Source organism: Bombella sp. ESL0380 (assembly GCF_009725805.1).
GTDB lineage: Bacteria > Pseudomonadota > Alphaproteobacteria > Acetobacterales > Acetobacteraceae > Bombella > Bombella apis.
In genome coordinates this window covers 105,158-129,443 of record NZ_WNIH01000008.1, presented here as the reverse complement: position 1 = coordinate 129,443, position 24,286 = coordinate 105,158, and the positions used below count along the sequence as shown (strand labels likewise).

Here is a 24,286-nt window from a genome sequence, read left to right as displayed (position 1 = left end):
TCTGGGGGAGGAGACTTACTCCATTCCGATGAGTTTCCATTTCACCTGATGGTAATGGGCGCGCGGGTCATACAGGGAGACGTGCAGGTTGAGCTCTTTGGCTGTCAGATGGCCTGTCGCAGCGGCCAGATGGTAGGAATCCTCAATCAGGTTGGCCGCATTCTGGACGAGGGTTTTCTGCTGGTCGAAGAGCAGTTCCTGCTGCTGGAGAACTTCAAAGGTGGTCCGTACGCCCAGCAGTTCCTGCTGCTGGATGGCATGGAGGGCCTCCACACCGGTGGCGACGGCTTTCTGGTTGCGGGCGAGCTGGTCGCTGTCGGCTGTCAGTTTCTGCCAGGCGCTCATGGCATTCTCGCGGGCCTCACGCCGCTGTTCGGCCAGATTGTGGAGAGCTGCATCAACGGCCTGCTTGGCGGCACGGATACGGGCATATTCCGCACCGCCCTGATAGAGCGGAAGAGAGGCCTGAAGCATCACGGCTGTGGCGTCTTCCGAGAATTTGCCGTTCCCCTGGTTCACCTGCCTCTGGTAGGAGGCCTGGGCGGATATCTGGGGCAGCAGGTCGGCGATGGCCAGCCGGACATCATGTTTTGCTGATTCCAGCTGGTACTGGGCCTGCATGACCTGGGGAAGGTCATTGATGGCCAGCTGGTTTATTTGCGCCTCCGAAACGAAAGGGGACGGAAGCCGCTCCGCTGGAGACAGTTTCTCTGGCGGAATGATACCTATGACACGCTGGAACGTTGCCTCTGCCACGCGGACCTGTCCCTCGGCCTGACGGGTGGAGGCCTGTGCTGCCTCAAACTGTGATTCCGCCTGGAGGGCATCGGTGCGGGTGGCCTGGTTCAGGGCAAGCTGTCGTGTAGTCAGCTGGACCTGCCCTTCCAGCGTGTGTTCATTTTCCCGTGTCAGGGTCAGCAGGGCCCGGGCCTGTGTGACGGCAACATAGGCGGAAACAACATTGACGAAGAGCTGCTGCTCGATGTCCACAAGGTGTGCCCGTTCCCCGAGGATGGAGCTGCGGGCCTTGTGCATGGAAGCCCACGTCTTGCCTCCGCGGAAGATGGGCTCGGTGATGGTCACGCCCGCTGCATAGCCGGGGGCCCTGAATTTCTGATTGTACCGGAAGCTCCCGCCATACGGGAAGGTGACGTAGTTGGACTCGTTGTAGTTGGCGGTCGCACTTCCGCTCACGGTGGGCCGCCATCCGGACAGGGCCTCCGGCATGGATTCATCAGTCTGCCGCAATATGGCCTGCTCACGGAGTATCTGCGGGTTGGAGCGATAGGCAATGGCCATGGCTTCCGGCAGGGAGAGATGCGTGACGGGCGCAGGAGCAGGGTCCGGGTCTGCCGCCATGGCAGGAAGCGGCGAAAAGAGCCCGATGGACGCTATCAGACGAAAGGCGTGTCTTTTCTCTGGCAAGCAAAAGAAAAGATACATAAGTCATTAACCCTAAATTAATAAAGCATTAGCCATTTAACGACTTGCTTGTTTTGTGGACCACTATAGTATTATTCCTGAAAATTATTAATATTTCCTTATCGTTTTGTTTAACTGTACTGTGTGGTGTATGGCGGAAGACTCAGCAAGCCCGCTTTTCAGGGGGGAGGCCCTGAAATGGCGGCAGGAGGCGTGGATCGGCTCCGTCCAGTTGATCGAGCCTCTCTCGGGTAAAATTGCAGCGCTCTGTACGGTGGCGCTCGTTATCTGTGTGGGGATTTACGTTTTTTTCGGGTCTTATACGCGGCGCATCCATGCCAATGGTGTCATGCTGCCACCAGAGGGACTGGTCGTTGCGGAGGCAGATCAGGGTGGTGTCGTTGCGGCCATCCACATTCATGAGGGCGATCATGTTGCGGCGGGGGAACGGCTCTTCAGCGTGGATGTTTCCAGCTGGTCGGAGGATGGGGCCACCGGGCAGCAGCTTGTCGAAGGGCTGCGCCGACAGAAGGACCTGCTGGAACATCGCCAGAATCTGCTCGCTGCTGATGCGCCCGTGGAGCTCTCCTCCCTGAAGGATGAGCTGGAGTCCCTGCGTCAGCAGTATGGCATGTTGCAGGAGCAGTCAGGACGGGACAAGAAGTCCCTGCCGTTGATCGAGCGGGCCATGAATGAGATGCGGACAGCCATGGACCGCCACCTCGTGACGGAAACGCAGTTTCAGAGTCAGCTGTTCAGCTATGTGCAGTTCATGGACACGCAGTCCCAGACATTGCGGACGCTGGTTGAGATGAACGGGCATATGGCGGATCTTCAGTACCGGATCAACCGGCACCAGTACAAGGTGGCTGAGGACATGAATGATCTCGCTGTCCGCCTTTCGGACGTGCAGAGGCAGCTCATCCAGGCGCATGGGCAGAGCATGGGGGTCATCAATGCCCGTGTGAGCGGTACGGTTGATGGTATCCGCACGGTTGTAGGCCAGCGTGTCAATCCGGGGCAGTCCCTGCTGAGCATCCTGCCCGACAGGGCGACCCTGCAGGCAGAACTTTACGTGAACAGCCAGGCCATAGGGTTTGTTCGACCCGGGCAGCATGTTCTGCTGAAATATGCTGCCTATCCGTACCAGCGTTTTGGTCTTTATGAGGGCGAAGTGGTGGAGGTTACCAAGGCGCCTCTGCCGGAGCGGAGCAACTACGCTGCCCGGACAGGGCAGCAGGGTGGCAGTGCTTCTGCGCCCCAGCCGGGGGCGGATGTGTACCGTATCCGTGTCCGTCCGAACCAGGAATTCGTCATTGCTTATGGCAAGCATGAAAAACTGAAGCCCGGCATGGCCGTGGATGCCGAAATCGCCATCGACCAGCGTAAACTCTACCAGTGGCTGCTCGACCCGGTCGTATCCATGGTGGATACGGTCCGCTCCATATCGGGTGGTGGTGCACCGGCACGGTCCCTGGCCGATAGCGCCGCCCAGCCGGATACGCCCTCACCTGCTCCATCCAGACAGAATGACACGAAGGGGACGCCGTGAATCTCCATACTATCCATACTGGTTTCCGGCGTAAGGTTCCCGTCATCCTTCAGACAGAAATTGCAGAGTGCGGACTGGCCTGTCTGGCCATGGTGCTGTGCCATTATGGGCGGCTGGTTGACCTTGTTTCCATCAGGCGGGAGACGTCTGTCTCCGGTACGGGGCTCAACCTGCGGGCCCTGATGACAATTGCCGGACGTTACGGGCTGCACTGCCGGCCTGTCCGGCTGGAGCTGGACGACCTTGGCAAGCTGGCCCGTCCCTGCATTCTGCACTGGGACTTCAATCATTTCGTTGTCATGACGAAGGTGACGGATACCGGTATCGTCATCAATGACCCGGCCCGTGGTGAACGGAAGATATCCCTTGAGGAAGTGTCCCGCCACTTTACGGGTGTGGCGCTGGAGCTGACGCCTGAGACGAAGTTCGAGAAGAAGGATGACCGCCGCCTGTTGAAGGTGGGGGACATGTTCCGCCACATCGTGGGGCTGAAGACGGTCCTCTGGACCCTTGGAGGGCTGTCCCTGGGGCTGGAAGTCCTGGCCCTGATCAACCCCATGCTGGGGCAGGTCGTCATTGATGAAGTGCTGACAACGGGGGACAAGTCCCTTCTCTGGACCATCGCTGCCGGGATGCTCATTCTCGTCATCGTGCAGGGTGTGATCTCTACCTTCCGCACATGGCTGGTGATGATTTTCTCCACCCGCATTTCCCTGCAGTGGAATGTCAGCTTGTTCACCCACCTGCTCAGCCTTCCGCAGGACTTTTTTGCCAAGCGTGGGGCCGGTGACATCATGTCCCGCTTTGGCAGTCTCGGGGCCATCCAGCATACCTTCACGACGGATCTGGTGCAGAGCATTCTGGATGGCATCATGGCTATCGGTATGCTGGTGATGATCATCATGTACGGCAAATGGCTGGCAGCGCTGGTGACCATCACCGTGCTGGTGGATCTGGTCGTGCGGTTCATCCAGTATGGTCCGTACAAGGAAATGACCGAGGAATCGCTGGTTCATTCGGCTGCACAGCAGGGGCATTTCATCGAAACCCTGCGGGGTATCCGCAGCATCAAGCTGATGGGGTTGCAGCGGCGCCGGACGGTTGTCTGGACCAACCGGATGATTGACAACATCAATGCCGGGCTGCGTATCCAGCGGTATGATCTCATTTTTGCCCGTGCACAGGAATTCCTGGTCGCTCTGGACAAGGTGGCAACCCTTGTGCTGGGGGCCAGGATGGTGATGTCCGGTGCCATGTCCATCGGTATGCTCATGGCCTTCATGAGCTATCGTGACCAGTTCTGTGGCCGGGTGGGCAATCTGATCAGCGTCGTGTTCAAGATCAAGAACCTCAAGGTCCAGTGTGACCGTCTGTCCGACATTGCTCTGGCCGAGGCTGAAGGAACCGAGGCAGACAGTCCGCTGGGCGAAACGGCGGGTGTTTCCGATGATGACGGCATGGAGAATCCGGAAATTCCCATGCTGGAATGTCGCAATCTTGGCTACCGGTATGGCAAGGAAGATGCGTGGGTTTTCCGCAACCTGAATCTCAAGGTCCATCCCGGAGAGAGCCTGGCGATCATCGGTCCGTCCGGCTGTGGCAAATCCACCCTCCTGGGGCTGCTGATGGGGCTCATCCAGCCGGAAGAGGGCCAGATATTCTGGAAAGGCATGGAGCTGAAGGCCGCCAACAGGGACGCTTACCGCGCCCGGATTGCCGGTGTTCTGCAGGATGACATTCTTTTCTCTGGCAGCATTGCGGAAAATATTTCCGGCTTTGACGATGAGATGGATATGGAATGGGTGGCCGACTGTGCAAGGAATGCACAGATATATGAGGACATCCAGCGAATGCCGATGACCTTTGAAACCATTGTGGGCGAGATGGGCAGCACGCTTTCTGGTGGGCAGAGGCAGCGCCTGATTCTGGCCCGGGCGCTGTATCAGGCCCCTCGCATCCTTTTCCTTGATGAAGCGACCAGCAACCTTGATCCTGCTTCCGAGCAGGCTGTGGAAGCGGTTCTGAATGAACTGCCCATCACGAGGGTGATCGTGACGCATCGCCCTGGCACGGCAGAGAGGGCAGACAGGATTTTTGCCATGGGGTTGCCGCAGGAGATCGTGGACACTCTGGCGAAAGAAACGTCGGCCATCGTGACCGGTCTGCCAAGCCCCAGCCCGGACTGATGCTGGTTCCGGGGGAAGCAGGAGGGGGGGATGGATGATTGGACATGATCACATGTCGGCAGGCGCTTTTTATTATTGCGGATAAAGTTATTTGTGTTTTTGGTCTTTGGTGAGGGGAGGTGCGATCAATTGCAAAATATGGCCGCGTTCTTTTAGGAATCTGCGTCCGGAGTGTCTGCAGATCATCAGAACGATCTAATAAGAACCTTGGATATGGAGAGAGGAGTGTGAGTTACTTTTGCAGACATAATGTGGCGGGCGTCATAAAAAACACCCGTCAGGCCCGGGAGGCTTGACGGGTGTTCCTCAGACTTCAAGGATACATTGATGAAGACTTGGTATCAGATCCGGATTGCTGCTGCATTCGGACCCTGGCCAATTGTACCATTGGCCGTGCCCTGGATAAGCTGGTTGATCCATGTCTGGCCATTGCTGAAGCCATAGATCGCACCAAGGATACCACCGTCGATAGCCCCCATGATCGTCGGAATGACCAGACCAACAGCCTGACCGATAGATCCAATGCCCAGAACGCCACCGCCGTCACCACCATGGATACCGCCGATGATCATACCGCTGTTTGCGCCAATGGCAGCCCCGGCAATAGCACCGATGATGGAGTCACCGAGACCGGAAGATGTACCGCGGCCAGCTGCCTGATTGGCAGCCTGATTGTTGCCAAAACCAAGAAGGTTACCCAGGAAGCCGCCACCAGAAACGGAATCCAGTTCCGCAACGCTCAATTCACGCATTGTGTACCTCAAAAAGAAAGAATGTGGTTCATTGTGATATGAACCGGGAGTATTCTTGTACTATTTTTTTGAAAAAAACGTGAATAAAGAAGAAAAATAGTATGAAAAGCGGTAAAATTGTATAAAAAAAAATTATCACAGTGTTAGACCATAATTATAACATAATTTAATTGCTTTTAAGTATCGCTCGCATCTGCTGTTGGGTGCGGGTTATTTCGATAAGGTTCTGGATGATGCGTGAACTTTCTTTTAACGAGCTTGGCGCGGTATCTGGTGGTGGTCTTTTCGGCTACCGCGACGGGACGGCTTCTTCAGGAAGCAGCAATAGCAGCACTGGTCTTTTTCCTGTGCGCGCTTCGCTTGGTTTTGCGGACAGCCTCGTTGGCGGCGTCGTGGATGGTATCGTCGGCGCAGCCGTTGGTGGTCTCACGGGTGGTGCCAATGGTGGTGCCAACGGTACGGGCGGTGTCATCGGTGTCGGCGTGATCGCCGAGGCTGTCGGCGTGATCCTGGGACTGACGGTTGGTGGCCTGACGGGCGCAATGCTGGGTCTGTCCGGTGGTTATGTCGGGACGCAGGGCTACCGCGACGGTGCGGTGCAGGCCTTCCTGACAGGCAGCCTGTTGCCCAAGGGCGGCGGACTTTTCTGATCCGCCATGACATGACCGCCTGTCCAGGGCGGTGACATGGATATTGAAGAACCACCGGGGGGCCATGGACCCCGGTGGTTTTTTCTTCAGACCGTCCCGAAACCGGCCTTCTGGATGAGGAGCGCACAGTCTTCCCTGGAGAGGGCGGGGCCAGTGAAAATGATGTGTGCCTGTGGCGGGTCGAGCGTGACAGCGGCCGTCTCGATGGCCGGAGAGGCTTCAAGGGCACGGGTCAGAGAGCGGACACAGCCATCACATTTCAGGCCGGTGAGAGGGAGGACGAGGGTTTCGCTCATAAAAAATTCCGTTTCATGATAAGGGATGGCAGGGGGGACTGTCTTCCCACAGGGGAGGAACCTTCCTGATCTGGTGTCCGTTCCGGAGCGAGAAAAGGCATTTCATGTCTGTTGGGCGGTTTTTTTGCATGATGATGGGAGTGGTGCTGTACCTGATGATGCAGCTGCCGTCTCTTGTCATGCCCATGGCCATGGTGGACGGCATGATGATGTCCGCGCCTGCGCATCAGCTTCTGCCTGCCCGTGACATCGCTTCTCCTGATGCCGTGATGGTTCCGCCGGGGGGGGGCATGGTGATGGAGGCGGCTGTTTCTTCCCGGCCGGATGCGGAAGAGGATATCGCTCCCTGCTGCCAGAGTCACCATGCTGTCTGCGAAGCCGGCCTGTTGCCGGAGGGGCAGAGGCTGGAACCGGCCGGTCTCTGGCAGAGGGCGGTCCCGTTTCACGATGTCAGGCTGCTGCTGCGTTCTGCTGTCGTGCTTCCCTGGCGCCCTCCAGCAATCCTGCCTGTCTGACCTGTCTCTGTGCTGCCTGTTTCCGGGCGGCATTTCTGTGTCACGTTTTTCAGGTAGTTTGTCATGTCACGTCATGTTTTGCTGCGCCGCCAGTTTCTGGGCGGGCTGGGCGCAGCTGGTCCGCTCATGGCTCTTCCAGGGCTGGGCCGGGCTGCGGCCGCCACGGCCGGGGCAGTGCCCCCGCTGGAGATGGACCTGCACATCACCCGCCGCAATGTCCGTATCGCAGGCCGCACCGGGGTAGGATATTGCGTCAATGGCCAGATGCCCGGCCCGGTTCTGCGTTGGCAGGAAGGGCGGGACGTCCGCATCCACGTTCATAATCACATGGATGAGCCAACATCCCTGCACTGGCATGGTGTCCGCCTGCCAAGTGATCAGGATGGTGTTCCGGGGTTGAGTTTTGCCGGGATTCCGGCAGGCGGACGGTTCACCTATTCCTTTCCGGTCCTTCAGAGTGGGACATACTGGTATCACAGCCATATGGGGCACCAGGAATCATCCGGTCTCTATGGTGCCCTGATTATCGAGCCAGCTGGTGCTTCGTTGCTGCCGAGGGCGGACAGGGATCATACGGTCCTGCTGTCGGATTGGTCGGATGTGTCTGCCAGCCAGATCATCAACAATCTCAAGATGCAGGATGATTACTACAATTTCCGGCAGCGCAGCCTTGCGGCCCTGCCGGAGGAAAGCCGCCGGGCTGGAGGGCTGATACCCGCTCTGAAGAGTCGCCTGCAATGGTCCCGCATGAGGATGAGTGCAACGGACATCTCGGATGTCAGCGGTGCCATCTATACCTATCTCATGAATGGTGAGGCCCCGGCACAGGGATGGAGCGGCCTGTTCCGGCCGGGAGAGCGGGTCTGCCTGCGGGTCATCAATGCGGCGGCCATGACGCTGTTTGATGTCCGCATCCCGGGGCTGGAGATGCAGGTTGTGGAGGCGGACGGGAATCCTGTCGTGCCCGTGCCGGTGGATGAGTTCCGCATTGCTCCAGGGGAAACATATGTCGTGATGGTGACGCCGTTGCAGGCACAGCCTTACACGATCTTTGCCCAGAGCGAGGACCGCACCGGCCATGCCCGTGGCACGCTGACACCTCGCCCTGGCCTGTTGGGGCCTGTCCCTCCCATGGACCCCCGGCCCGTGCGGGGGATGGTGGACATGGGCATGGCCATGCCCATGATGAAGGGCATGAAGGCGATGGTGGACATGCCCATGTCCCCTCCCGTGGAGCGGACTCCGGCGGATGAAATTGATGATCCCGGCCCGCCCCCCCTGAATGTGGAAAACCAGAACATCGCCACCCATCCGGTGGAGCGTGTCGGCAGTCCGGGAGATGGGCTGGAGGGAACGGGCCGCCGGGTTCTGGCCTACAGTGATCTGGTGGCGTTGCGTCCGCCGCCAGACCAGCGACCGCCTTCACGAGAAATCATCCTGCACCTCACAGGCAACATGGAACGGTACATATGGGGGTTCAATGGCCGGAAATATTCCGAATCCGGGCCGATCCATCTGGCCCGTGGTGAGCGGGTCCGGTTCACGGTCATCAATGACACGATGATGGAACATCCCCTTCACCTTCATGGCCTGTGGAGTGAGCTGGAAAATGGGGCGGATGACCAGCACCGTCCCCTGAAACATACCGTCATTTCACAGCCGGGGTCCCGCATGAGTGTTCTGGTCACGGCGGATGCGCCGGGTGTGTGGGCTTATCACTGCCATCTCATGTATCACATGCAGACAGGCATGTTCCGGGAGGTGGTCATCTCATGATGGGAAAAGACATGCTGCCCCTGGGGCTTGTCGCCTGCTTTCTGGCCCTGCCAGCCCAGGCCATGGATGATATGGCTGGATCGGCCCGACCGGGCCAGACGATGGCTCATGACATGTCCGGAATGGCCATGGATGATATGGCTATGTCGGACATGGCAGACATGGAGATGCCGACCACGGCGCCTCCGGCTGTGCAGAAAGCCCCGCCAGCGCCTCACCAGGTGCGGAAGAAAACACCGCATGTCGTTTACAGGGCTGTTGATGCCCCCGGCCCTGTCGTGGATATTGGCCATCATATGCAGGCCATGGACATGGGCCGCTGGTTCCATGGTGTGCTGGATGAGTTTGAGGGGCGCTACCAGGCGGGTGGCCGGTCTTCACTCCGTTGGGATGGGGAGGCCTGGTATGGTGGCGACTACAACCGCCTCTGGCTGAAGAGTGAAGGCACCATGACGAAAGGCAGGGTCCGTGACGGAGACCAGGAACTGCTCTACAGCCGGGCCATATCCACCTATTTCAACCTTCAGGGGGGGCTCCGGCTGGACCTGGACAGTGGTCCGACCCGTGCCTGGGGAGCGGTTGGTGTGGAGGGACTGGCCCTGTACCAGTTTGAGGTGCAGGCGACCGGTTATTTCAGTGACCGTGGCGTGGCGGGACGGTTTGAAGGGTCTTACGACATCCTGCTGACCAACAGGCTGATTCTCCAGCCACAGGTGGAGCTGAATCTGTATAGCCGGGCCGATCCCCGGCGACAGGTCGGATCAGGCCTGTCGGACATCGATACCGGGTTGCGCCTGCGGTATGAGGTCTGGCGCAAGATGGCCCCCTATGTGGCTGTTACATATGATTCCCCCCTCACCCAGGGACGCCACATGGCCCGGAAGCGAGGCGAGCGGGCAAGTGAGGCCCGTTTCACGTTCGGAATCAGGAGCTGGTTCTGAAATAATGGTAACAGCCTGCCCTGCCGGCTCTGGCTTGGCCGGCGGGCTGTTCCCTCCCCTTTTTTAAAGAAAAACAGGTTACTGTGACAGATTCTTTCCCAGATTAAGTTCTTTCTGGGGTGTTTCAGGAAAAGGTTGCTGTAAATATTCCGTTAATATGAGAGCGGAAAATGGTTTATCTCAACATTATGTGATCAGCAGGAGCTTACCTGTAATCTTTTTTTAACCCCTGTTGCCTTAAGGCGGCCTTGTCGTCGAACATGATGAAGGTCAGGTTATCTTATGGCAACGGCGTTGGTCAGGGTGTCAGCCGGAACGGCTACCGTTTACAGCAGCGGGTCTCTTTCCAGCCTGGTGGGCTTGGGGGCCATTTCTTCCATTGTCGTAACCCGAACAGATCAGACACCGCCCAATGACCCGGTGAAGGTTGATCTGTCGTCGATCCTGGGTCAGTTGCGGGGAGACTGTACCATTACCGTCCAGGGCGGGGCCACGGCCTATGTCGGGGGTGGCCTGGTCAATGTCGGGGTGGTGAACGGGCTGACCCTGAATGGGGGGCGGCTGGTTATCCAGTCCACCCTGCTCAGTGCTTCGCTGGGCTCGACCATCACGGTAGGCCCCAATGCTGGCGAGCTGCGGATAGAGCCACAGGGCTTTGGCGTGAGTGTCGATTTCCCCGTGAAATTCGTGGATGCGCAGGGCAATCCCACAACCAGAATTCCGCCCAATTTTGTCATGGATTTCCCCAACACCCAGTCGGTGGGAGCTGTCTATAAGCCTTCGACGAACCAGACCGTGATTGGTGATGGCGTGAGCGCACTGGGCCTCATCAACGTCGGACGGACGACCACGCTGGAAGGGGACCCGTTCAATCTGAGGGTCAATGGCAAACCGCAGACGGATTTTTTGGGTGGGCTCACGGGGTATGGCTATACGTTCAGCCGCAACAACGGTCATGATGATGGCAGGAATGGTGTCATCACCTGCTATCTGGCTGGCAGCCTGATCCGGACCGAGACGGGTGACGTGCCCGTGGAGGTGCTGACGGTGGGGGATGCCGTGGCCGTTTTTGCACCGGATGGCCAGCCGCAGGGCTTTAGGCGGGTAAAGTGGGTAGGCCAGGGCCGTGTGACTGTTCAGCCAGCTCTGCCAGATGATGAAGCTGGCTGGCCAGTGCGCATCCGTCGTGGCGCCCTGGGGGCCAATATCCCCCACAAGGACATGCTGGTGACGTCGGAGCACTGCCTCCTGCTGGAAGGGCACTTCGTGCCGGTCCGCATGTTGGTCAACGGCAGTTCCATTGTCTATGACCGGAGTCTTGAGGAGTACGAGTACTGGCATTTCGCCGTAGAGCCGCACGCCATTGTCGAGGCGGATGGAGCCTTGACAGAAAGTTACCTGGATACGGGCAACCGGCAGGGATTTGTCTCCCAGGCGGGGCAGTGGGCGGAAGGGGCCCGGGGCTGTTGGGAGACGGATGCCGCCGCTCCGCTGGGGGTCAGCCGGACATTTGTGGAGCCCCTGCATGAGGCGATCCGGCGGCGGTCTGGAGGCCGGATGGAGAAGCCGGGCGAGCTGGTGGATGGGCCGGATCTGATCGCCCTGACTCCTTCCGGTCAGACCCTGCCGCTGGTGCGGCAGGCGGGGCAGCGTTACCTGTTCCGCCTTTCCGAAGGATGCAACGAGATATTGCTTGTCTCCCGTGTCAGTCGCCCCTGTGATGTCATCGGTCCGTTTGTGGATGACAGACGCTGGCTCGGGGTGCTTGTCAGCCAGATACAGCTCTTCTGGGAGGATGGAGAACGGAAAAACGTGACGGAATTCCTCTCTGCACCCCGGCAGGATGGCTGGGATGTACAGGAGGCTGCCCCCTGCCGCTGGACAAACGGGGCGGCCCGTCTTGTGCTGCCGGTGCATCCGGGCAGGAAACAGCCGCTGTTCGTGTCGGTCGAGGTCCTGGCAGGAGGGCCGTATCTTGCCAAAGCCCGTCCGACCGAAGGAATCCGTCTGGGGGGAGGGATGTTCTGACAGGACCGGCTCCGGGGCGGCATGGTGGACAAGCCATGCCGACCTGCCCATTATCTGGGTGCGATGGCCATTCAGGGCCATGCGTGATGAGATATAGGGGAGGAGCTGGATCATGGCACAGGGCAGAACCGTACTGGTAACCGGGGGAACGTCCGGTATCGGGCTGGCAATTGCGGAGACGTTCGCCCGGGCGGGGGACAGCCTCATCCTGCTGGGCAGCAGCCCGGAGCGTGACTATACCAAGGCCGTGCAGGCGGTGCAGGCTGCCGGGCGTGAGGCCGGGCACGACGTGCAGGTCTGTGCTCATGGGGTGAACATCACGGATTTTGATGCCGTGAAGGCCCTGCTGAAGACCATCAGCGACAGGGTGGGCCTGCTGGACGTGCTGGTCCATTCCGCAGGTGTTTTCTTCAACACGCCCATCACGGATGAAACACCCGATGCGTTCGACAGGGTGATGCGCATCAACGTCAATGGCATGTGGCACATCGTGCAGGCCGCCCTGCCTTTCATCCGGCGGAAAGAGGGTGACGTGCCGGGCGGGAAGGTCGTGGCCATTTCGTCCATCTGCGGATTTTACAGTTTTGCCGGCTATGCGGGCTATGCCGCCAGCAAGGCGGCGGCCACGGCTCTGGTCCGCAGTCTGGCCCTCGAGCTCGGCCCGCTGGGCATCAACATCAATGCCGTGGAACCGGGCCGCGTGAAGACCTCCATGCATGATGCACTGATCAACGATCCCTCACAGGCGGATGCCCTCAGGGCCGTGGCGGAGGCCAATCCCAGCAAGCGGACCTTCTCCTCGCCGGAGGACATCGCTGCCGTGGTGCAGTTCCTTGCCAGCCCGGGGGCGGTGGCCCTGCACGGCTCGGCCATCGTGGTTGATGAAGGCACATCGCTCGGTCTCGTCTAGGCCATACATCCCGTCATCATGATGCTGGAGCTTGAGGTCTCCCCCGGTGCGGGGATGCTTGAAAGCCGGGGAGGCCTCTCCCATATCTGCTCCATCTTTCAGCGGCGGGGCAGGCTGGCCGCCGAAGATGGAGCACATACGGAGCCTGCCATTTTGGAGGAGAGCAACGCATCATGAGTGATGGCAAAAACGCAGCGGAGATGCAGCAGCACAGTTTCAGTGCCGAGGTCGGGCAGCTGCTCGATCTGGTTGTCCATTCCCTTTATTCCGATCGGGAAATCTTTCTGCGTGAGCTGGTCGCCAATGCGGCTGATGCCATGGACAAGCGGCGGTTCGAGGCCCTGACCAACCCGGCCCTGTCCCTGCCGGAAGTCCCGTCCATCCATATTTCCACCGACAAGGACGCAAAGACCATCACGCTGTCCGATGACGGACTGGGGATGAGCCCGGAAGAGCTGACCCAGAATCTTGGCACCATTGCCCGTTCCGGCACCAAGGCGTTTGGTGAGAAGCTGAGCAATGCCAAGCCGGAGGAGCGTCCGAACCTGATCGGTCAGTTCGGTGTGGGTTTCTATTCCGCCTTCATGGTGGCGGACAAGGTGGATGTCGTCTCCCGCCGTGCCGGTGAGGATGTGGCCGCCCGCTGGGTGTCCGAAGGCAAGGGCTCCTACAGCCTTGGCCCTGCCGAGCGTGACCGTCCGGGCACGGACATCGTCCTGCACATGAAGGATGATGCTGAGGAATTCATTGATCCGTGGCGTCTGCGTGGCATCATCCGCAAATGGGCCGATCACATCGCCTGGCCAGTCGTGCTGCACGAGCCGGACGAGGATGGCAAGGAGAAGGAAGAGACCATCAACGAGGGCAAGGCCCTCTGGCTGCGTCCGAAATCCGAGATCACGTCCGAGGAATATACCGAGTTCTACCGCCATGTGGCCCGTGCGTTTGATGAGCCGTACGCCACGCTGCACTGGAAGGCCGAAGGCACGGTCGAGTTCGCTTCCCTGCTGTTCCTCCCCGGTGCCCGTCCGTTCGACTTCATGGAGCAGAGCAGCCGTGAAAGCCGCCTGCACCTGCATGTGAAGCGCATGTTCATCACGGATGAAGCCAGTCTGGTGCCGAACTGGCTGCGTTTCGTGCAGGGTGTGGTCGATACGGATGACCTGCCGCTGAACGTCTCCCGCGAGATGCTCCAGTCCACTCCGGTTCTGGCCCGCATCCGCAAGGCCGTGACCAAGCGTGTCATCAGCGAGATCAAGAAACGGGCGCAGGAAGGTGGCGAGTCCTTCACCGGTTTCTGGAACAATTTCGGCCTCGTCATCAAGGAAGGGCTGTGGGAGGATTCCGAGCACCGGCAGGAAATTGCCGAGTTCTCCCGCTTCCACTCCACACATGATGATGAGCTGACGACGCTGGACGACTATATCAGCCGCATGAAGCCGGAGCAGGAGACCATCTATTATCTGGTCGGGGACAATCTGAAGGCCCTCAGGGCCTCCGCCCAGCTGGAAGGGTTCCGTGCCCGTGGGCTGGAAGTCCTGCTGCTGTCTGATGCCGTGGACAGCTTCTGGCCGGACCGTCTCCATTCCTACAAGGACAAGACCTTCCGTTCCGTGGCCCAGGCGCATGGTGATCTCGAGAAGTTTGCACCGGAAGCCGAGGAGCAGGGCGAAGCAGCCAATGTCGAAAAGCTGACCCCCGCCCTGAAGGACGCTCTTGGTGAGGCCGTGAAGGATGTCCGCAGCACCGTGCGTCTGACAGGCAGTGCCGTGGTGATGACAAGCGAGGGGGGGCCGGACCTGGCCATGCAGCGTCTCATGCGCCGTTCCGGTCAGGAGATGCCTGCCCTGCCGCCGGTGCTGGAGATCAACCCCCGCCATCCGCTCATCCGTGCGCTGGCCGAACGTGTGGAGAAGGGCGAGAGCGTCGCAGAACATGCCCGCATCCTTCTGGACCTCGCCCGTGTTCAGGAAGGCGAGGCCCTGCCCGACCCCAGCGGCTTTGCCCGCACGCTCGCAGGCCTGCTTGCCGGGACTGTCGAAAAGTAATCTCAGGCAGATCGTCTGATGAAAAGGAAGGGGCTGCACGCCGGGTCGTGCAGCCCCTTTTCTGTTGAGCCTCAGTCTTCGTCCGTCAGCAGCGCAGGCAGGACTTCCTTGAGGCTGCGGGACGCATTCCGGCTGTTCTGGCGCAGCTCCGTGAGGATGGCGGCATCCTCTGTCAGGGAGAGTTTTTCTGCCAGCAGCAGGAGCAGGGCAAGGGAGGTACGCAGCCGGGCGATGCAGCCCGCAATGTCCAGCATCACGCCCAGAAGATGGACGGGAACATCCCCCGAGGGAAAGCAGGTCACCACCGTGTCCAGCAGGCCAGAGAGCGTGTCGGAGTCGTTGCGGGGTTTTTCCCCATGCGTGCGGAGGAGGTGGGCGATCTGCCGTTCCTGCTCCCGGTTCTGGTCCAGGATGGTGGTGATCCAGTGCTGGAGAGGGGGGGGAGCGGCCGGACGGCTGAGCAGCTCCAGCAGGCTCTCCCGCAACGTGCCCGTAAGGACCAGATGGGCATGGAGGCGGTCACGGTAAGTACGGCGTATGGAGGGCTGTTCGGCAGGATGACGTGGCACGTCTGTCTCCATGACGAAAAGGGGAAGGGAACCTTCATGGGTGCCCTGTCCTTCGGCGGAAGGCAAGCCCGTTCCAGTGGAGCTGGTCAGGTTTCGTGCGGCTGCTGGGGGCGTTGCGCATAATGGCGGGCAATGACGGTGCAGACAAAGAGCTGGAGCTGGTGGAAGATCATCAGCGGCAGGACGATGATTCCGGCCGAACCGGGAAAGATGACGCTGGCCATGGTCACGCCGGATGTCAGGGCCTTCTTGGAGCCGCAGAACTGTAACGTGATGTCATCCTCGATGCTCTGGCCCATCATCCGGCCCAGCAGATAGGTGAGCCCGAGGGCCAGGGCGAGCAGCAGGGCATCCGCCACCCCGACACCGGCCAGCAGGATGAGCGGAATGCGATGCCACAGCCCCTGAAGCACCGCTGCACTGAAGGCGGAATAGACCAGCACGATGATTGAGCCACGGTCACTGCATGAGATGAGAAACTTGTGGCGGTGGACAACCGGCCCCAGCCAGCGTTGCACGCACTGGCCCAGAATGAAGGGCAGGAGCAGTTCTTCTGCCACGTTCAGGATGGTCTGAAGACCGGACCCGCCACTGCTGCCGTGATCAAAGAAAAGGCCACAGAGCAGGGGGGTGATGAGGATGCCCAGAATGTTCGAGACCGTGGCCGCACAGATGGCGGCCGGGACGTTGCCCCGGGCCATGGAGGTCAGGGCAATGGAGGACTGTATGGTGGAGGGCAGGCAGCAGAGGAACAGCATCCCGGCCCAGAGGTCCGGCCCCAGAAAACCGGTGGAGGACAGCCGGTAGGCAAGCCAGTACATGCCTGCCCCGAGCAGGGGGAACACGGCAAAGGTGATGAGCAGCGTGCAGCCCTGCAACCGCCAGTTTTTCACGCTGTCGAGCAATGCACGGCGTTTCAGCTTGGCTCCCTGGAAGAAGAACATCAGCATGATGAGCAGTGATGTCAGGCGGGAGAGCCAGGGCTGCCACACAACAGGGCAGGGCAGGAAGGAGGCCAGCAGAACAGCGCCGATCAGGCACATCAGGAAAGGATCAAGGCGTTTCATTGGGCGGTGTCCCTGCAGGGCTGTGGCATCATGGTGGCGAAAGCGTGCCCTGTATGGGGCCGCTGGTACAGGGGGACGGTAAAACAGAAGGTCCGGGCTGCCAATGCGTGGCACCAGGGAAAGATGTCCGTTCCGTGTCACGGTCAAGGAATGGCTTGCCAGAGAGGGCTGGAAAGAGGCATTTTCCCGGCAGGCCTTCGGACAGGGCCATCTCCATCAGATCGTAGAGAGGGGGGTCAGAGGATGACCGTCAATCGACGTATGGTTCTGGGATCATTTCTGGCGGCAGGTGCCCTTCTGGGCAATGGCAGAGCCCGTGCAGCCGTTGGGGGTGGAGGCAGCGCCGCACCGGCACAGCCCAACAATGCCCATGCCGAGCCGGGCAATGCGGCGGCGGCGGCTCCGCAGCCCGTGCATGAGACACTGGCCGACAAGCAGTACCGCCCCCGCATCCATTTTTCACCCTCCACCGGGTTCATGAATGATCCGAACGGGCTGATCTTTGATGGACGCTATTACCATCTCTATTACCAGTACAATCCATTTGGGCCTTATGCAGGCCATGTGCACTGGGGCCATGCCGTCAGCACGGACCTCTATACATGGCAGGATCTGCCGATTGCGATTCGGGAGACGGAAGCCGGAGAGGCCTACAGCGGCTGTGCCGTGCTGGACAGGGACAACCGTTCTGGTCTGTTTCCGCCTCGCACGCAGGACAAGCCTCAGCCGGGGTCGGTCGAGACAGCTGCCCAGAAGGCCGCCCAGCTTTTTCCGTCACTGCCGGAGGATGAGCAGGCACGGCGCCTTGTGGACAGGCAGTCGCACGATCTTCTGAAAGGGGCGAATTCCTCCCCCAGCCTGCTGAAGGAGCTGGGGGATGATCCTGTCTCCCGCGAGCAGTCACCCGTCCCCATGTCTCCGGCCCTGCCGCCAATGGCGGGCGGTCTGGTCGCCATCTATACACGGGCAACGCCGCAGCGGCAGACGCAGTATATCGCCTGGAGCCCTGACGGAGGGCAGACGCTGAAGGATTATGAAGGGAACCCGGTGCTGGATATCGGGCACAATTCCTTCCGTGACCCCAAGGTGTTCTGGCATGCCCCGACTGAAAAATGGGTCATGGTCGTGGTGCGCTCCCGGGAGCACAAGGTGTCCTTTTATGGGTCATTCGACCTGAAACATTGGATGCATCTGAGTGATTTTGGCCCATCTGGCATTACTGGCGTGGATTATGAATGTCCGGGGCTGGCCGAGGTAGAGGTGGAAGGTGAGACGCCCGGTGAAAAACGCTGGGTCCTGTTCGTGTCCATCAATCCCGGTGGACCGCAGGGGGGCAGCATCACGCAGTATTTTGTCGGCCAGTTCGATGGTGAGCGCTTCACGCCGGATGATACGATCGTGGATCTGACAGATTTCGGCAAGGACAGCTACGCCCTCCAGACTTACGAGAACATGCCGGGCAACCAGACGGTCTATGTCGCCTGGCTGGACAACTGGCAATATTGTGAGGAGCTGCCCAACAAAAGCTGGCGTGGCGTCATGACCATTCCTCGCAAGGTTGTGCTGCGGCGTGACACGTCAGGCTGGCTGCGTATCGCCCAGACTCCTTATGCTCTGGAGGCCCTGCGGCGTCCTGCCATCCCATTCACCCTGTCCCGTCTGGAGCCCCAGAGCAGTCGGCAGGTGTCTCTGCCTACCGGCGAGGCCGTGGAGCTGCTGCTGGATGTCTCTCTGGAAGACCGGGGCAGTACCCTGCCAGATGGAGACCATGGGCGTGCCGGACGTTTTGTCGTGGCCTTCTCCAACCATCAGGGAGAGAGCCTGAGCATCGGTTTTGATGGTTTCTCCTGCCAGCTCTGGCTGGACAGGAGCAACCTGCACGGCTTTACCCATCCCTTCTTCACGGGCACCTTCTCTTCTGCCCTTGTCCCGGGCAGCCGCCGTTTCAACCTGCGGATCGTGCTGGATGCCTGCACGCTGGAGGTCTTCGCCAATGAGGGCATGTCCGTCGGCACGGCCCTGATCTATCCGGCCAACCCTCTGGAGACGCTGAGTTTCCAGGTCACCAATGCGGCAGCTGTCATTCATCAGATGGCTCTGTATCCCCTGCGGCAGACGATGGACCGCATGGAACAGGGGTAACGGCCCTTTGTTCTGGCGCCCCTCTCTGCCCCGAAGGTGGGAGAGGCGCCGTTTCTGTCAGATGACAGCCAGCGTTTCCTTGCCATCAGGTGGCGGGAAGGCCGCATCAAGGGCCGCCAGATCGTCATGGGAGAGCCGGATTTCCTGAGCGGCGATGTTGAGGGCCTGATGATGGGGCGTGCCGGCTTTGGGAATGGCGATCATGTTCCTGCGACGCAGCACCCATGCCAGGGCAATCTGCGCCGGTGTGGCGCGGCCGAGGCTGGTTTCATGCTGGTGGGCAATGGCCCGCAGGGCAGGGTGATGCAGCAGCTCGCCCCCTTGGCCGATCGGGCAATAGGCCATGCTGGTGATGTGCGCCTGTTCGTCCCGTGGCAGCAGGTCATACTCCGTGCCACGATATTCCAGGCTGTAGAGAATCTGGTTGACGAGAGGATAGGCTCCCAGCTCAGCCAGATCGTTCATGTCGGCCGTATCGAAATTGGAAACCCCCCAGTCCCGGATCAGCCCCCGTTCCTTCAGTGTTTCAAAGGCGTAGAGCGTTTCGGTGAAGGGAGTGGAACCGGGCCAGTGCAGGAGATAAAGGTCCAGATGGTCCGTGTTGAGATGTCTCAGCGAGCGTTCGCAGGCCTCTATCGTTCCTCTGGAGGTGGCATTGCCCGGCAGGACCTTGCTGATGAGAAATGCCTGATCCCTTCGCCCCCGCAGGGCTTCGCCGACCACCTCTTCTGAGCGGCCATGGCCGTACATTTCTGCCGTATCGATGATTCTGAGGCCAGAATCCAGCCCGCTCTGCAGGCTGTGGACTTCGTGGGCCCGCTGGGCTGCATCATCGCCCATACGCCATGTGCCCATGCCGAGCGCTGGAAGCGTGATGCCGTTTCTGAGTGTGACAGTAGGATAGGGAGTCGTGGTCATATGATATCCTTCCCTTGGGCACGGACGAGCGGACTCGCCCCCGTGTGCACAGGGTAAGCCTGTGCCGGACGGAGGAAAAGGCATTTCGCACGGAGGTTCTGCCACGCCATGGGAGAAGAGGCGCTTTGTGGCGGACGTCAGCCAGTTTTTCAGGGAAATAAAAATGGTGCCCAAGGGCGGGATCGAACCACCGACACTGCGATTTTCAGTCGCATGCTCTACCAACTGAGCTACTTGGGCACCGGGCCATGGCAGCAGGGCCACCCGGCTATGGAGAGGGGTTTACCCTATGCAGGGCGGGTTATCAACCCTCTTTGCAGAAGAAAATGCACGGATCAGCGGGCTGATTCAGCGGGTTATGGCCCCCGGGATCAGGGCCTGTGGCGGGAGGTTTCCTCCGCCAGCCGTGCGGCCTCGGCTTCCAGTTCTTCCGGGTCGTTGTCCTGCCGCAGGGACGGCACACGGTAATCCCCCTTGAACCAACGGCCAAGGTCCACATCAGCGCAGTGCTGGGAGCAGAACGGGCGGAAGGCGGGCATGGTGGGTTTCTGGCAGATCGGGCAGCTCATGAGAGACTCCAGCAGGATGATGGAGGCACGGGATGACTGAGGAGGGTAAGGCGATGGCCTGTGAGATGGAAGAGGTCTTCCAGCGCCCCGGAATCGGCTTCAAGTGCCTGGATGATGGCTGGTGGTGCGTGGAGCCGGTCGCCCTTCAGCCCCTCACTGGCGATGCGCTGGAGGATGGCCAGCCCTTGCCCGTGGGGTGAGGCGTACAGCTCATGCAGCGGGGCCCGATGGCGGGGGCGGGTCATTTCCAGCAGGCCGCCGGGCGTGATGCCGGTGATGCGGGGCTGGAGCGGGTCCTGCTCCCTGTCCGCTGCCTTGCGGAGGAACGGGACAAGGGCGGGCCGTTTGCTGCTGCGGACACCTGCCGGGTCGATCAGGATGGTACCGGAGAGATTGCGTAGCCGGATTTCCCGCAGGAGTGGGCCGAAACAGGCCAGATTGGCGGCAAAGTCCGGGGTCTGATGGGCGTCCAGATCAATGGCGGTGAGGGCATGGGTGGGCGTGATATGGGCTGTCAGCGGTCCGACCTGGGCATCCGGGCTGGTCAGGGCGGCCCAATCGGCCTCCAGAACCTCATCAAAGCTGCGGCTCACCCGGTGCAGGCGGGCATGAAGACGGGGCGGCAACCGGGCCGCCAGGGCGGCACTGTCGGTCAGGATGGGGCAGTCTGATGGGGCCAGCCCCAGAATCTCATCCAGTGGCGTGGGACCGGATGTGAGACGGCGGGGGGCGGTTCCGGCCTCCATGTCCTCCGGCCATGGGAGGGCACGCAGGCGCAGGCCCTTGCCATTCTGTGCCGAACGGGTCACCTGGGCACGGACGAGACTGCCTTCGGGAGGGAGTTTGCGCCCTTTCATGAAGCCCGTACAGGCTGGACTGGCCAGCTCGACGAAAGCCCCCCCCAGGGCTGGCGCATGGGCGGTGATGCGGACGATATGGACATCCCCCCAGCCATCCGGCGCACCGGGCCGCCAGAGGGCAGCATCCAGCAGCGCATCGTCCTTCAGCAGGGCGATGCGGATTTCTCCGGGCGCACTGGCAAGACGGATTTCCATGCCGTGTCAGCGCAGCCAGTGCTGTCCGGCGGGCAGGGGCTGACCCCGGAGCAGCTGGGCGGTCTCGAACAGGGGCAGGCCGATCACGCCGGAGGGGCTTCCCCCGACCTGCCGGATGAAGGCGGCCGCCTGCCCCTGAAGGCCATAGCCACCAGCCTTGCCGTGCCAGTCTCCCCCTTCGATGAGGGCGTCAATCTGCCGGGGTGTCAGGCGATTGAAGATGACGTGGCTTTCCACCACACGCTCGCAGTAGCGGCCTTCGGCCCAGTCTGCTGTCGGCTGGCAGACCACGGCGGTGAAAACCTTGTGGCGGCGGCCGGAGAGAAGGGTGAGGCAGCGGCGGGCTGTCTCGGCATCTTCTGCTTTGGGCAGGATGCGCCGCCCGGCCGCCACGACCGTGTCAGCCCCGATGATGAGGGCGGGACCATCATGGCGGGCGGCGACATGGGCCGCCTTGGCCCGGGCCAGCCGCAGCGCATGGGGACGGGGAAGTTCGTCCTTCTGCGGGGTTTCATCCAGGTCTGCCGGGCAGACAGCATCCGGCTCCACCCCGATCTGGCGGAGCAGGGCGATGCGGCGGGGCGAGGCAGAGGCCAGGATGAGGGCGGGCCGGGAGGAATCAGCCATGAGGGAAGAGATGGTCCTGTCTTCCGCTGTCTTACTTGAAGCGGAAGGTGATGCGACCCTTGCTGAGGTCGTAAGGGGTCATCTCGACATTGACCCGGTCACCGGCCAGCACGCGGATGCGATTCTTGCGCATCTTGCCGCTCGTATGGGCGAGAATGGTGTGCTCATTGTCCAGCGTGACGCGGAACATGGCATTGGGCAGAAGCTCAGTCACCGTGCCGGTAAATTCGATCAGGTCTTCTTTAGGCATGAATATCCCTTGCAGGAAGTGGGTAGAAACTGTGTGGGCCACGGGCCAGCTCTGGAGAGGCCTGGCCTGCAGCCCCGTCATGACGGCGCATTATGTGCGGGCACGGAGGTGGGACGTCAAGGTTTTTTGCTGGGTGGAGCGGGATCAGGCAGGCGGGCTTTGGCCTGCCAGCAGTACCATGCCAGTGTGGAGCGATGGGGACTGAAGCCCATCGTGGCGTCCCGCAGCTGGCGGGGTGTGGGGCGGACAGGCAGTTTTTTCAGCCTCTTCCATCCTTCCTGAACGCCAAGATCGCCCGCTGGCAGGACATCCGGCCTGTTGAGATGGAAGATGAGCAGCATTTCGACTGTCCATTGTCCCACGCCACGCAGGGCTGTCAGCTGTTTTATCAGTGTGGCGTCATCCAGCTGGCGGGCTTCAGCGAGGCTGGGCACCAGCCCGTCCAGCCGTCCCCGGGCGATGGCCCGCAGGCTGGCGGCCTTGGTGGCGGAAAGGCCGCAGCGGCGCAGGGTGGTATCATCAAGGGCCAGAAGTTCCTGTGGTGCAGGGGGCGGCCCGTTTTCGTCATGGTCGGCCCCAAGGGCGCAGAGACGCCTGAAGATGGTTCTGGCCGCAGCATTGTGGAGCTGCTGGCCCGTCACAGCCTTGATGAGTGAGGCATAGGGATCGATTGTTTGCGGGTCTGGCGCAGCCTGTTCGTGCAGGCGGCAGGGGCCGACGGTGGCGATGAAGGCTGCCAGATCGGCATCCCGGGCAAGGCAGGCAGGTGGATGCATGGAACGGACTTTCTTCATGGGGCTGATGGTGGTGGAAGGGGGTTACACAAAAGTAGCGGTGGGGCACTTTTCCGGTGATGACAATATGGCCCTTTTTGAGGCACAAGGGAGGGGTCATGATCCTTATCAGTCTGCGCCCCTCTTTTTGCCAGCGGGTTTTCCGCCCGTGACGATGCAGGACGCCCCTTTGCAGAGGCGCCGGGAGCGGCTGGGAGATCATGCCGAACCCGTGGCCGGGTTGCGGACTGAAGCGCGCACCCCCATGCGGCGGACGCAGGTTCTGGTCGATCCACCACTGTTCGGGCCGCTGTTTCTGGCGGCCAGTGTCCATGGCATTGCCCTCTGGCTGATGATGCAGACCAGCGCTGCCGTGCATGGTACGCCAAATGGTGCACAGCAGCCGCAGGTGGAGATGGTGTTTGATGCCCCTCCGGCAAAGCACAGCATGAAGGGGGAGCCGACACATGAGGTTGGTGGTGCGGCCAGCGCTCCGGCGCCGACCACGCCGGAGGAGGCAACCCCAGCCCCGATGGAGCCGACGCCTCACACGCCGTCTTCCCCGCCGACGGCCCCCTCACCTACCGGGGAGCTGACCCGTGCGGAGATGTCGGAAAAGCCGCTCTCCAGGGCGGCTCCCCGTCGCCCCCGCCGGAGCCGGGCAACCCCGACGCATCAGCGTATGACCCGGCAGAGCGAGACGAACCCTTTCGCTCACCCGATGGATCTGTCCTTTGATGGTGAGCCAGCCTTGCATCCTCACAAGCGGGGGCGCCATGGGGGGACACGGGGGCCGGTCGATTTCTCTCTCGGGCCGCTCAGCCTGAATGGGCAGATCAATGCGCCGTACAAGACGAGCAGCAGCGTCCGGGGTGTCAGCTCCGATTATGGGAGCGAGATTGACCGTTGGGTGCGGAACCACATGTTCTACCCCGATGAGGCTGTGCAGAACGGGGAGGAGGGGCCATCCTCCGTCCATGTAGTGATTGACAGGAGCGGGAAGGTCATCCGTGTGCGGCTGACGGATTCATCAAACTCTTATGCGCTGGATGCCGCCACGACAGGCATGTTCCAGGGGGCGCAGCTCCCTCCCGTTCCGCCGGACATGCAGGGTGACCATTTTGATCTGGATGTGACGATCCATTACATGCTGATCCGCCATTAGGGGCTCTGGCCAGCGCTCCCCCTGTGGTCAGGAGAGGGAAAGGGCGTTAAGTTGCGGGGCCTGCCGGTCGGGTCC

The 24,286-nt window shown here is 60.8% G+C and carries 22 protein-coding genes and 1 tRNA gene; 11 read left to right on the top strand and 12 right to left on the bottom strand.

Annotation, left to right across the window (positions count from 1 at the left end):
- Positions 1 to 15: 15 nt before the first annotated feature.
- Positions 16 to 1,359 carry a TolC family outer membrane protein gene (locus GM608_RS08395; RefSeq protein WP_043559475.1) on the bottom strand — a complete coding sequence of 448 codons (1,344 nt, stop codon included), beginning with the start codon at positions 1,357 to 1,359 and terminating at the stop codon, positions 16 to 18.
- A 214-nt stretch (positions 1,360 to 1,573) separates the two neighbouring features.
- On the opposite strand from GM608_RS08395, the gene GM608_RS08390 reads away from it, so the two are divergent.
- Together GM608_RS08390 and GM608_RS08385 are read left to right on the top strand one after the other, a co-directional pair.
- Positions 1,574 to 2,974 (top strand): HlyD family efflux transporter periplasmic adaptor subunit, encoded by a 1,401-nt coding sequence (locus tag GM608_RS08390; RefSeq protein WP_081562429.1) that lies wholly within the window; start codon positions 1,574 to 1,576, stop codon positions 2,972 to 2,974.
- Positions 2,971 to 5,160 carry a peptidase domain-containing ABC transporter gene (locus GM608_RS08385; RefSeq protein ID WP_192848679.1) on the top strand — a complete coding sequence of 730 codons (2,190 nt, stop codon included), beginning with the start codon at positions 2,971 to 2,973 and terminating at the stop codon, positions 5,158 to 5,160. The genes GM608_RS08390 and GM608_RS08385 overlap by 4 nt, the downstream gene beginning before the upstream one ends.
- 341 nt (positions 5,161 to 5,501) lie before the next feature.
- On the opposite strand, the gene GM608_RS08380 is transcribed toward GM608_RS08385, so the two are convergent.
- Entirely contained in the window at positions 5,502 to 5,912 is a 411-nt protein-coding gene (locus GM608_RS08380; RefSeq protein ID WP_193699497.1) for a hypothetical protein, read from the bottom strand.
- A 347-nt stretch (positions 5,913 to 6,259) separates the two neighbouring features.
- Here GM608_RS08380 and GM608_RS08375 point away from each other — a divergent pair, with 347 nt between their 5' ends.
- Positions 6,260 to 6,562 carry a hypothetical protein gene (locus GM608_RS08375; protein ID WP_152332652.1) on the top strand — a complete coding sequence of 101 codons (303 nt, stop codon included), beginning with the start codon at positions 6,260 to 6,262 and terminating at the stop codon, positions 6,560 to 6,562.
- An 86-nt stretch (positions 6,563 to 6,648) separates the two neighbouring features.
- Here the strand turns inward: GM608_RS08375 and GM608_RS08370 are convergent, their stop codons facing one another.
- Positions 6,649 to 6,858, bottom strand: coding sequence for a heavy-metal-associated domain-containing protein (locus tag GM608_RS08370; protein ID WP_248461175.1), 210 nt, complete (start codon positions 6,856 to 6,858; stop codon positions 6,649 to 6,651).
- A 128-nt stretch (positions 6,859 to 6,986) separates the two neighbouring features.
- Here GM608_RS08370 and GM608_RS08365 point away from each other — a divergent pair, with 128 nt between their 5' ends.
- The 6 genes from GM608_RS08365 to htpG all read left to right on the top strand — a co-directional run bounded on the left by GM608_RS08365 (position 6,987) and on the right by htpG (position 15,076).
- The gene (locus tag GM608_RS08365) at positions 6,987 to 7,373 is read left to right on the top strand and encodes a hypothetical protein (RefSeq protein WP_276825521.1); all 387 of its coding nucleotides are present in this window, start codon (positions 6,987 to 6,989) and stop codon (positions 7,371 to 7,373) included.
- Positions 7,374 to 7,436: 63 nt separating this feature from the next.
- Entirely contained in the window at positions 7,437 to 9,149 is a 1,713-nt protein-coding gene (locus tag GM608_RS08360; protein WP_154981066.1) for a copper resistance system multicopper oxidase, read from the top strand.
- Between the two features lie 161 nt (positions 9,150 to 9,310).
- Entirely contained in the window at positions 9,311 to 10,090 is a 780-nt protein-coding gene (locus GM608_RS08355) for a copper resistance protein B (RefSeq protein WP_408734682.1), read from the top strand.
- 282 nt (positions 10,091 to 10,372) lie between these two features.
- Positions 10,373 to 12,118, top strand: a complete 1,746-nt coding sequence (locus tag GM608_RS08350; protein ID WP_333645376.1) for a Hint domain-containing protein — start codon at positions 10,373 to 10,375, stop codon at positions 12,116 to 12,118.
- A gap of 112 nt (positions 12,119 to 12,230) precedes the next feature.
- Positions 12,231 to 13,028: an SDR family NAD(P)-dependent oxidoreductase gene (locus GM608_RS08345; RefSeq protein WP_043559094.1), complete on the top strand. Its 798-nt coding sequence runs from the start codon at positions 12,231 to 12,233 to the stop codon at positions 13,026 to 13,028.
- A 173-nt stretch (positions 13,029 to 13,201) separates the two neighbouring features.
- Positions 13,202 to 15,076: a molecular chaperone HtpG gene (htpG, locus tag GM608_RS08340; protein ID WP_086431594.1), complete on the top strand. Its 1,875-nt coding sequence runs from the start codon at positions 13,202 to 13,204 to the stop codon at positions 15,074 to 15,076.
- A 71-nt stretch (positions 15,077 to 15,147) separates the two neighbouring features.
- Here htpG and GM608_RS08335 read toward each other — a convergent pair whose 3' ends face one another.
- Positions 15,148 to 15,645, bottom strand: a complete 498-nt coding sequence (locus tag GM608_RS08335) for a DUF892 family protein (RefSeq protein WP_248461169.1) — start codon at positions 15,643 to 15,645, stop codon at positions 15,148 to 15,150.
- Positions 15,646 to 15,731: 86 nt separating this feature from the next.
- Positions 15,732 to 16,712: a bile acid:sodium symporter family protein gene (locus GM608_RS08330; protein WP_043559087.1), complete on the bottom strand. Its 981-nt coding sequence runs from the start codon at positions 16,710 to 16,712 to the stop codon at positions 15,732 to 15,734.
- 261 nt (positions 16,713 to 16,973) lie between these two features.
- Here GM608_RS08330 and GM608_RS08325 point away from each other — a divergent pair, with 261 nt between their 5' ends.
- Entirely contained in the window at positions 16,974 to 18,854 is a 1,881-nt protein-coding gene (locus GM608_RS08325) for a glycoside hydrolase family 32 protein (RefSeq protein ID WP_333645375.1), read from the top strand.
- Positions 18,855 to 18,911: 57 nt separating this feature from the next.
- On the opposite strand, the gene GM608_RS08320 is transcribed toward GM608_RS08325, so the two are convergent.
- The 7 genes from GM608_RS08320 to GM608_RS08290 all read right to left on the bottom strand — a co-directional run bounded on the left by GM608_RS08320 (position 18,912) and on the right by GM608_RS08290 (position 23,049).
- The gene (locus tag GM608_RS08320; RefSeq protein WP_193599752.1) at positions 18,912 to 19,772 is read right to left on the bottom strand and encodes an aldo/keto reductase; all 861 of its coding nucleotides are present in this window, start codon (positions 19,770 to 19,772) and stop codon (positions 18,912 to 18,914) included.
- A gap of 164 nt (positions 19,773 to 19,936) precedes the next feature.
- Positions 19,937 to 20,012: transfer RNA gene (locus tag GM608_RS08315), tRNA-Phe, on the bottom strand.
- Positions 20,013 to 20,143: 131 nt separating this feature from the next.
- Positions 20,144 to 20,341, bottom strand: coding sequence for a DNA gyrase inhibitor YacG (locus GM608_RS08310; protein ID WP_043559082.1), 198 nt, complete (start codon positions 20,339 to 20,341; stop codon positions 20,144 to 20,146).
- Positions 20,338 to 21,396, bottom strand: a complete 1,059-nt coding sequence (locus GM608_RS08305; RefSeq protein ID WP_249085955.1) for a ribonuclease E/G — start codon at positions 21,394 to 21,396, stop codon at positions 20,338 to 20,340. Before GM608_RS08305 ends, GM608_RS08310 begins: the two co-directional genes overlap by 4 nt.
- Positions 21,397 to 21,402: 6 nt before the next feature.
- Entirely contained in the window at positions 21,403 to 22,023 is a 621-nt protein-coding gene (locus tag GM608_RS08300) for a Maf family nucleotide pyrophosphatase (protein ID WP_154981062.1), read from the bottom strand.
- A gap of 31 nt (positions 22,024 to 22,054) precedes the next feature.
- A complete protein-coding gene (gene infA / locus GM608_RS08295) occupies positions 22,055 to 22,273 on the bottom strand; it encodes a translation initiation factor IF-1 (protein ID WP_043559458.1) in 219 nt (72 codons plus the stop codon).
- 116 nt (positions 22,274 to 22,389) lie between these two features.
- Positions 22,390 to 23,049 carry a DNA-3-methyladenine glycosylase 2 family protein gene (locus tag GM608_RS08290; RefSeq protein WP_333645374.1) on the bottom strand — a complete coding sequence of 220 codons (660 nt, stop codon included), beginning with the start codon at positions 23,047 to 23,049 and terminating at the stop codon, positions 22,390 to 22,392.
- Here GM608_RS08290 and GM608_RS08285 point away from each other — a divergent pair.
- The gene (locus tag GM608_RS08285; protein WP_227449735.1) at positions 23,048 to 24,211 is read left to right on the top strand and encodes an energy transducer TonB; all 1,164 of its coding nucleotides are present in this window, start codon (positions 23,048 to 23,050) and stop codon (positions 24,209 to 24,211) included. The two genes, GM608_RS08290 and GM608_RS08285, sit on opposite strands and share 2 nt — an antisense overlap.
- The last annotated feature ends 75 nt before the right edge of the window (positions 24,212 to 24,286 follow it).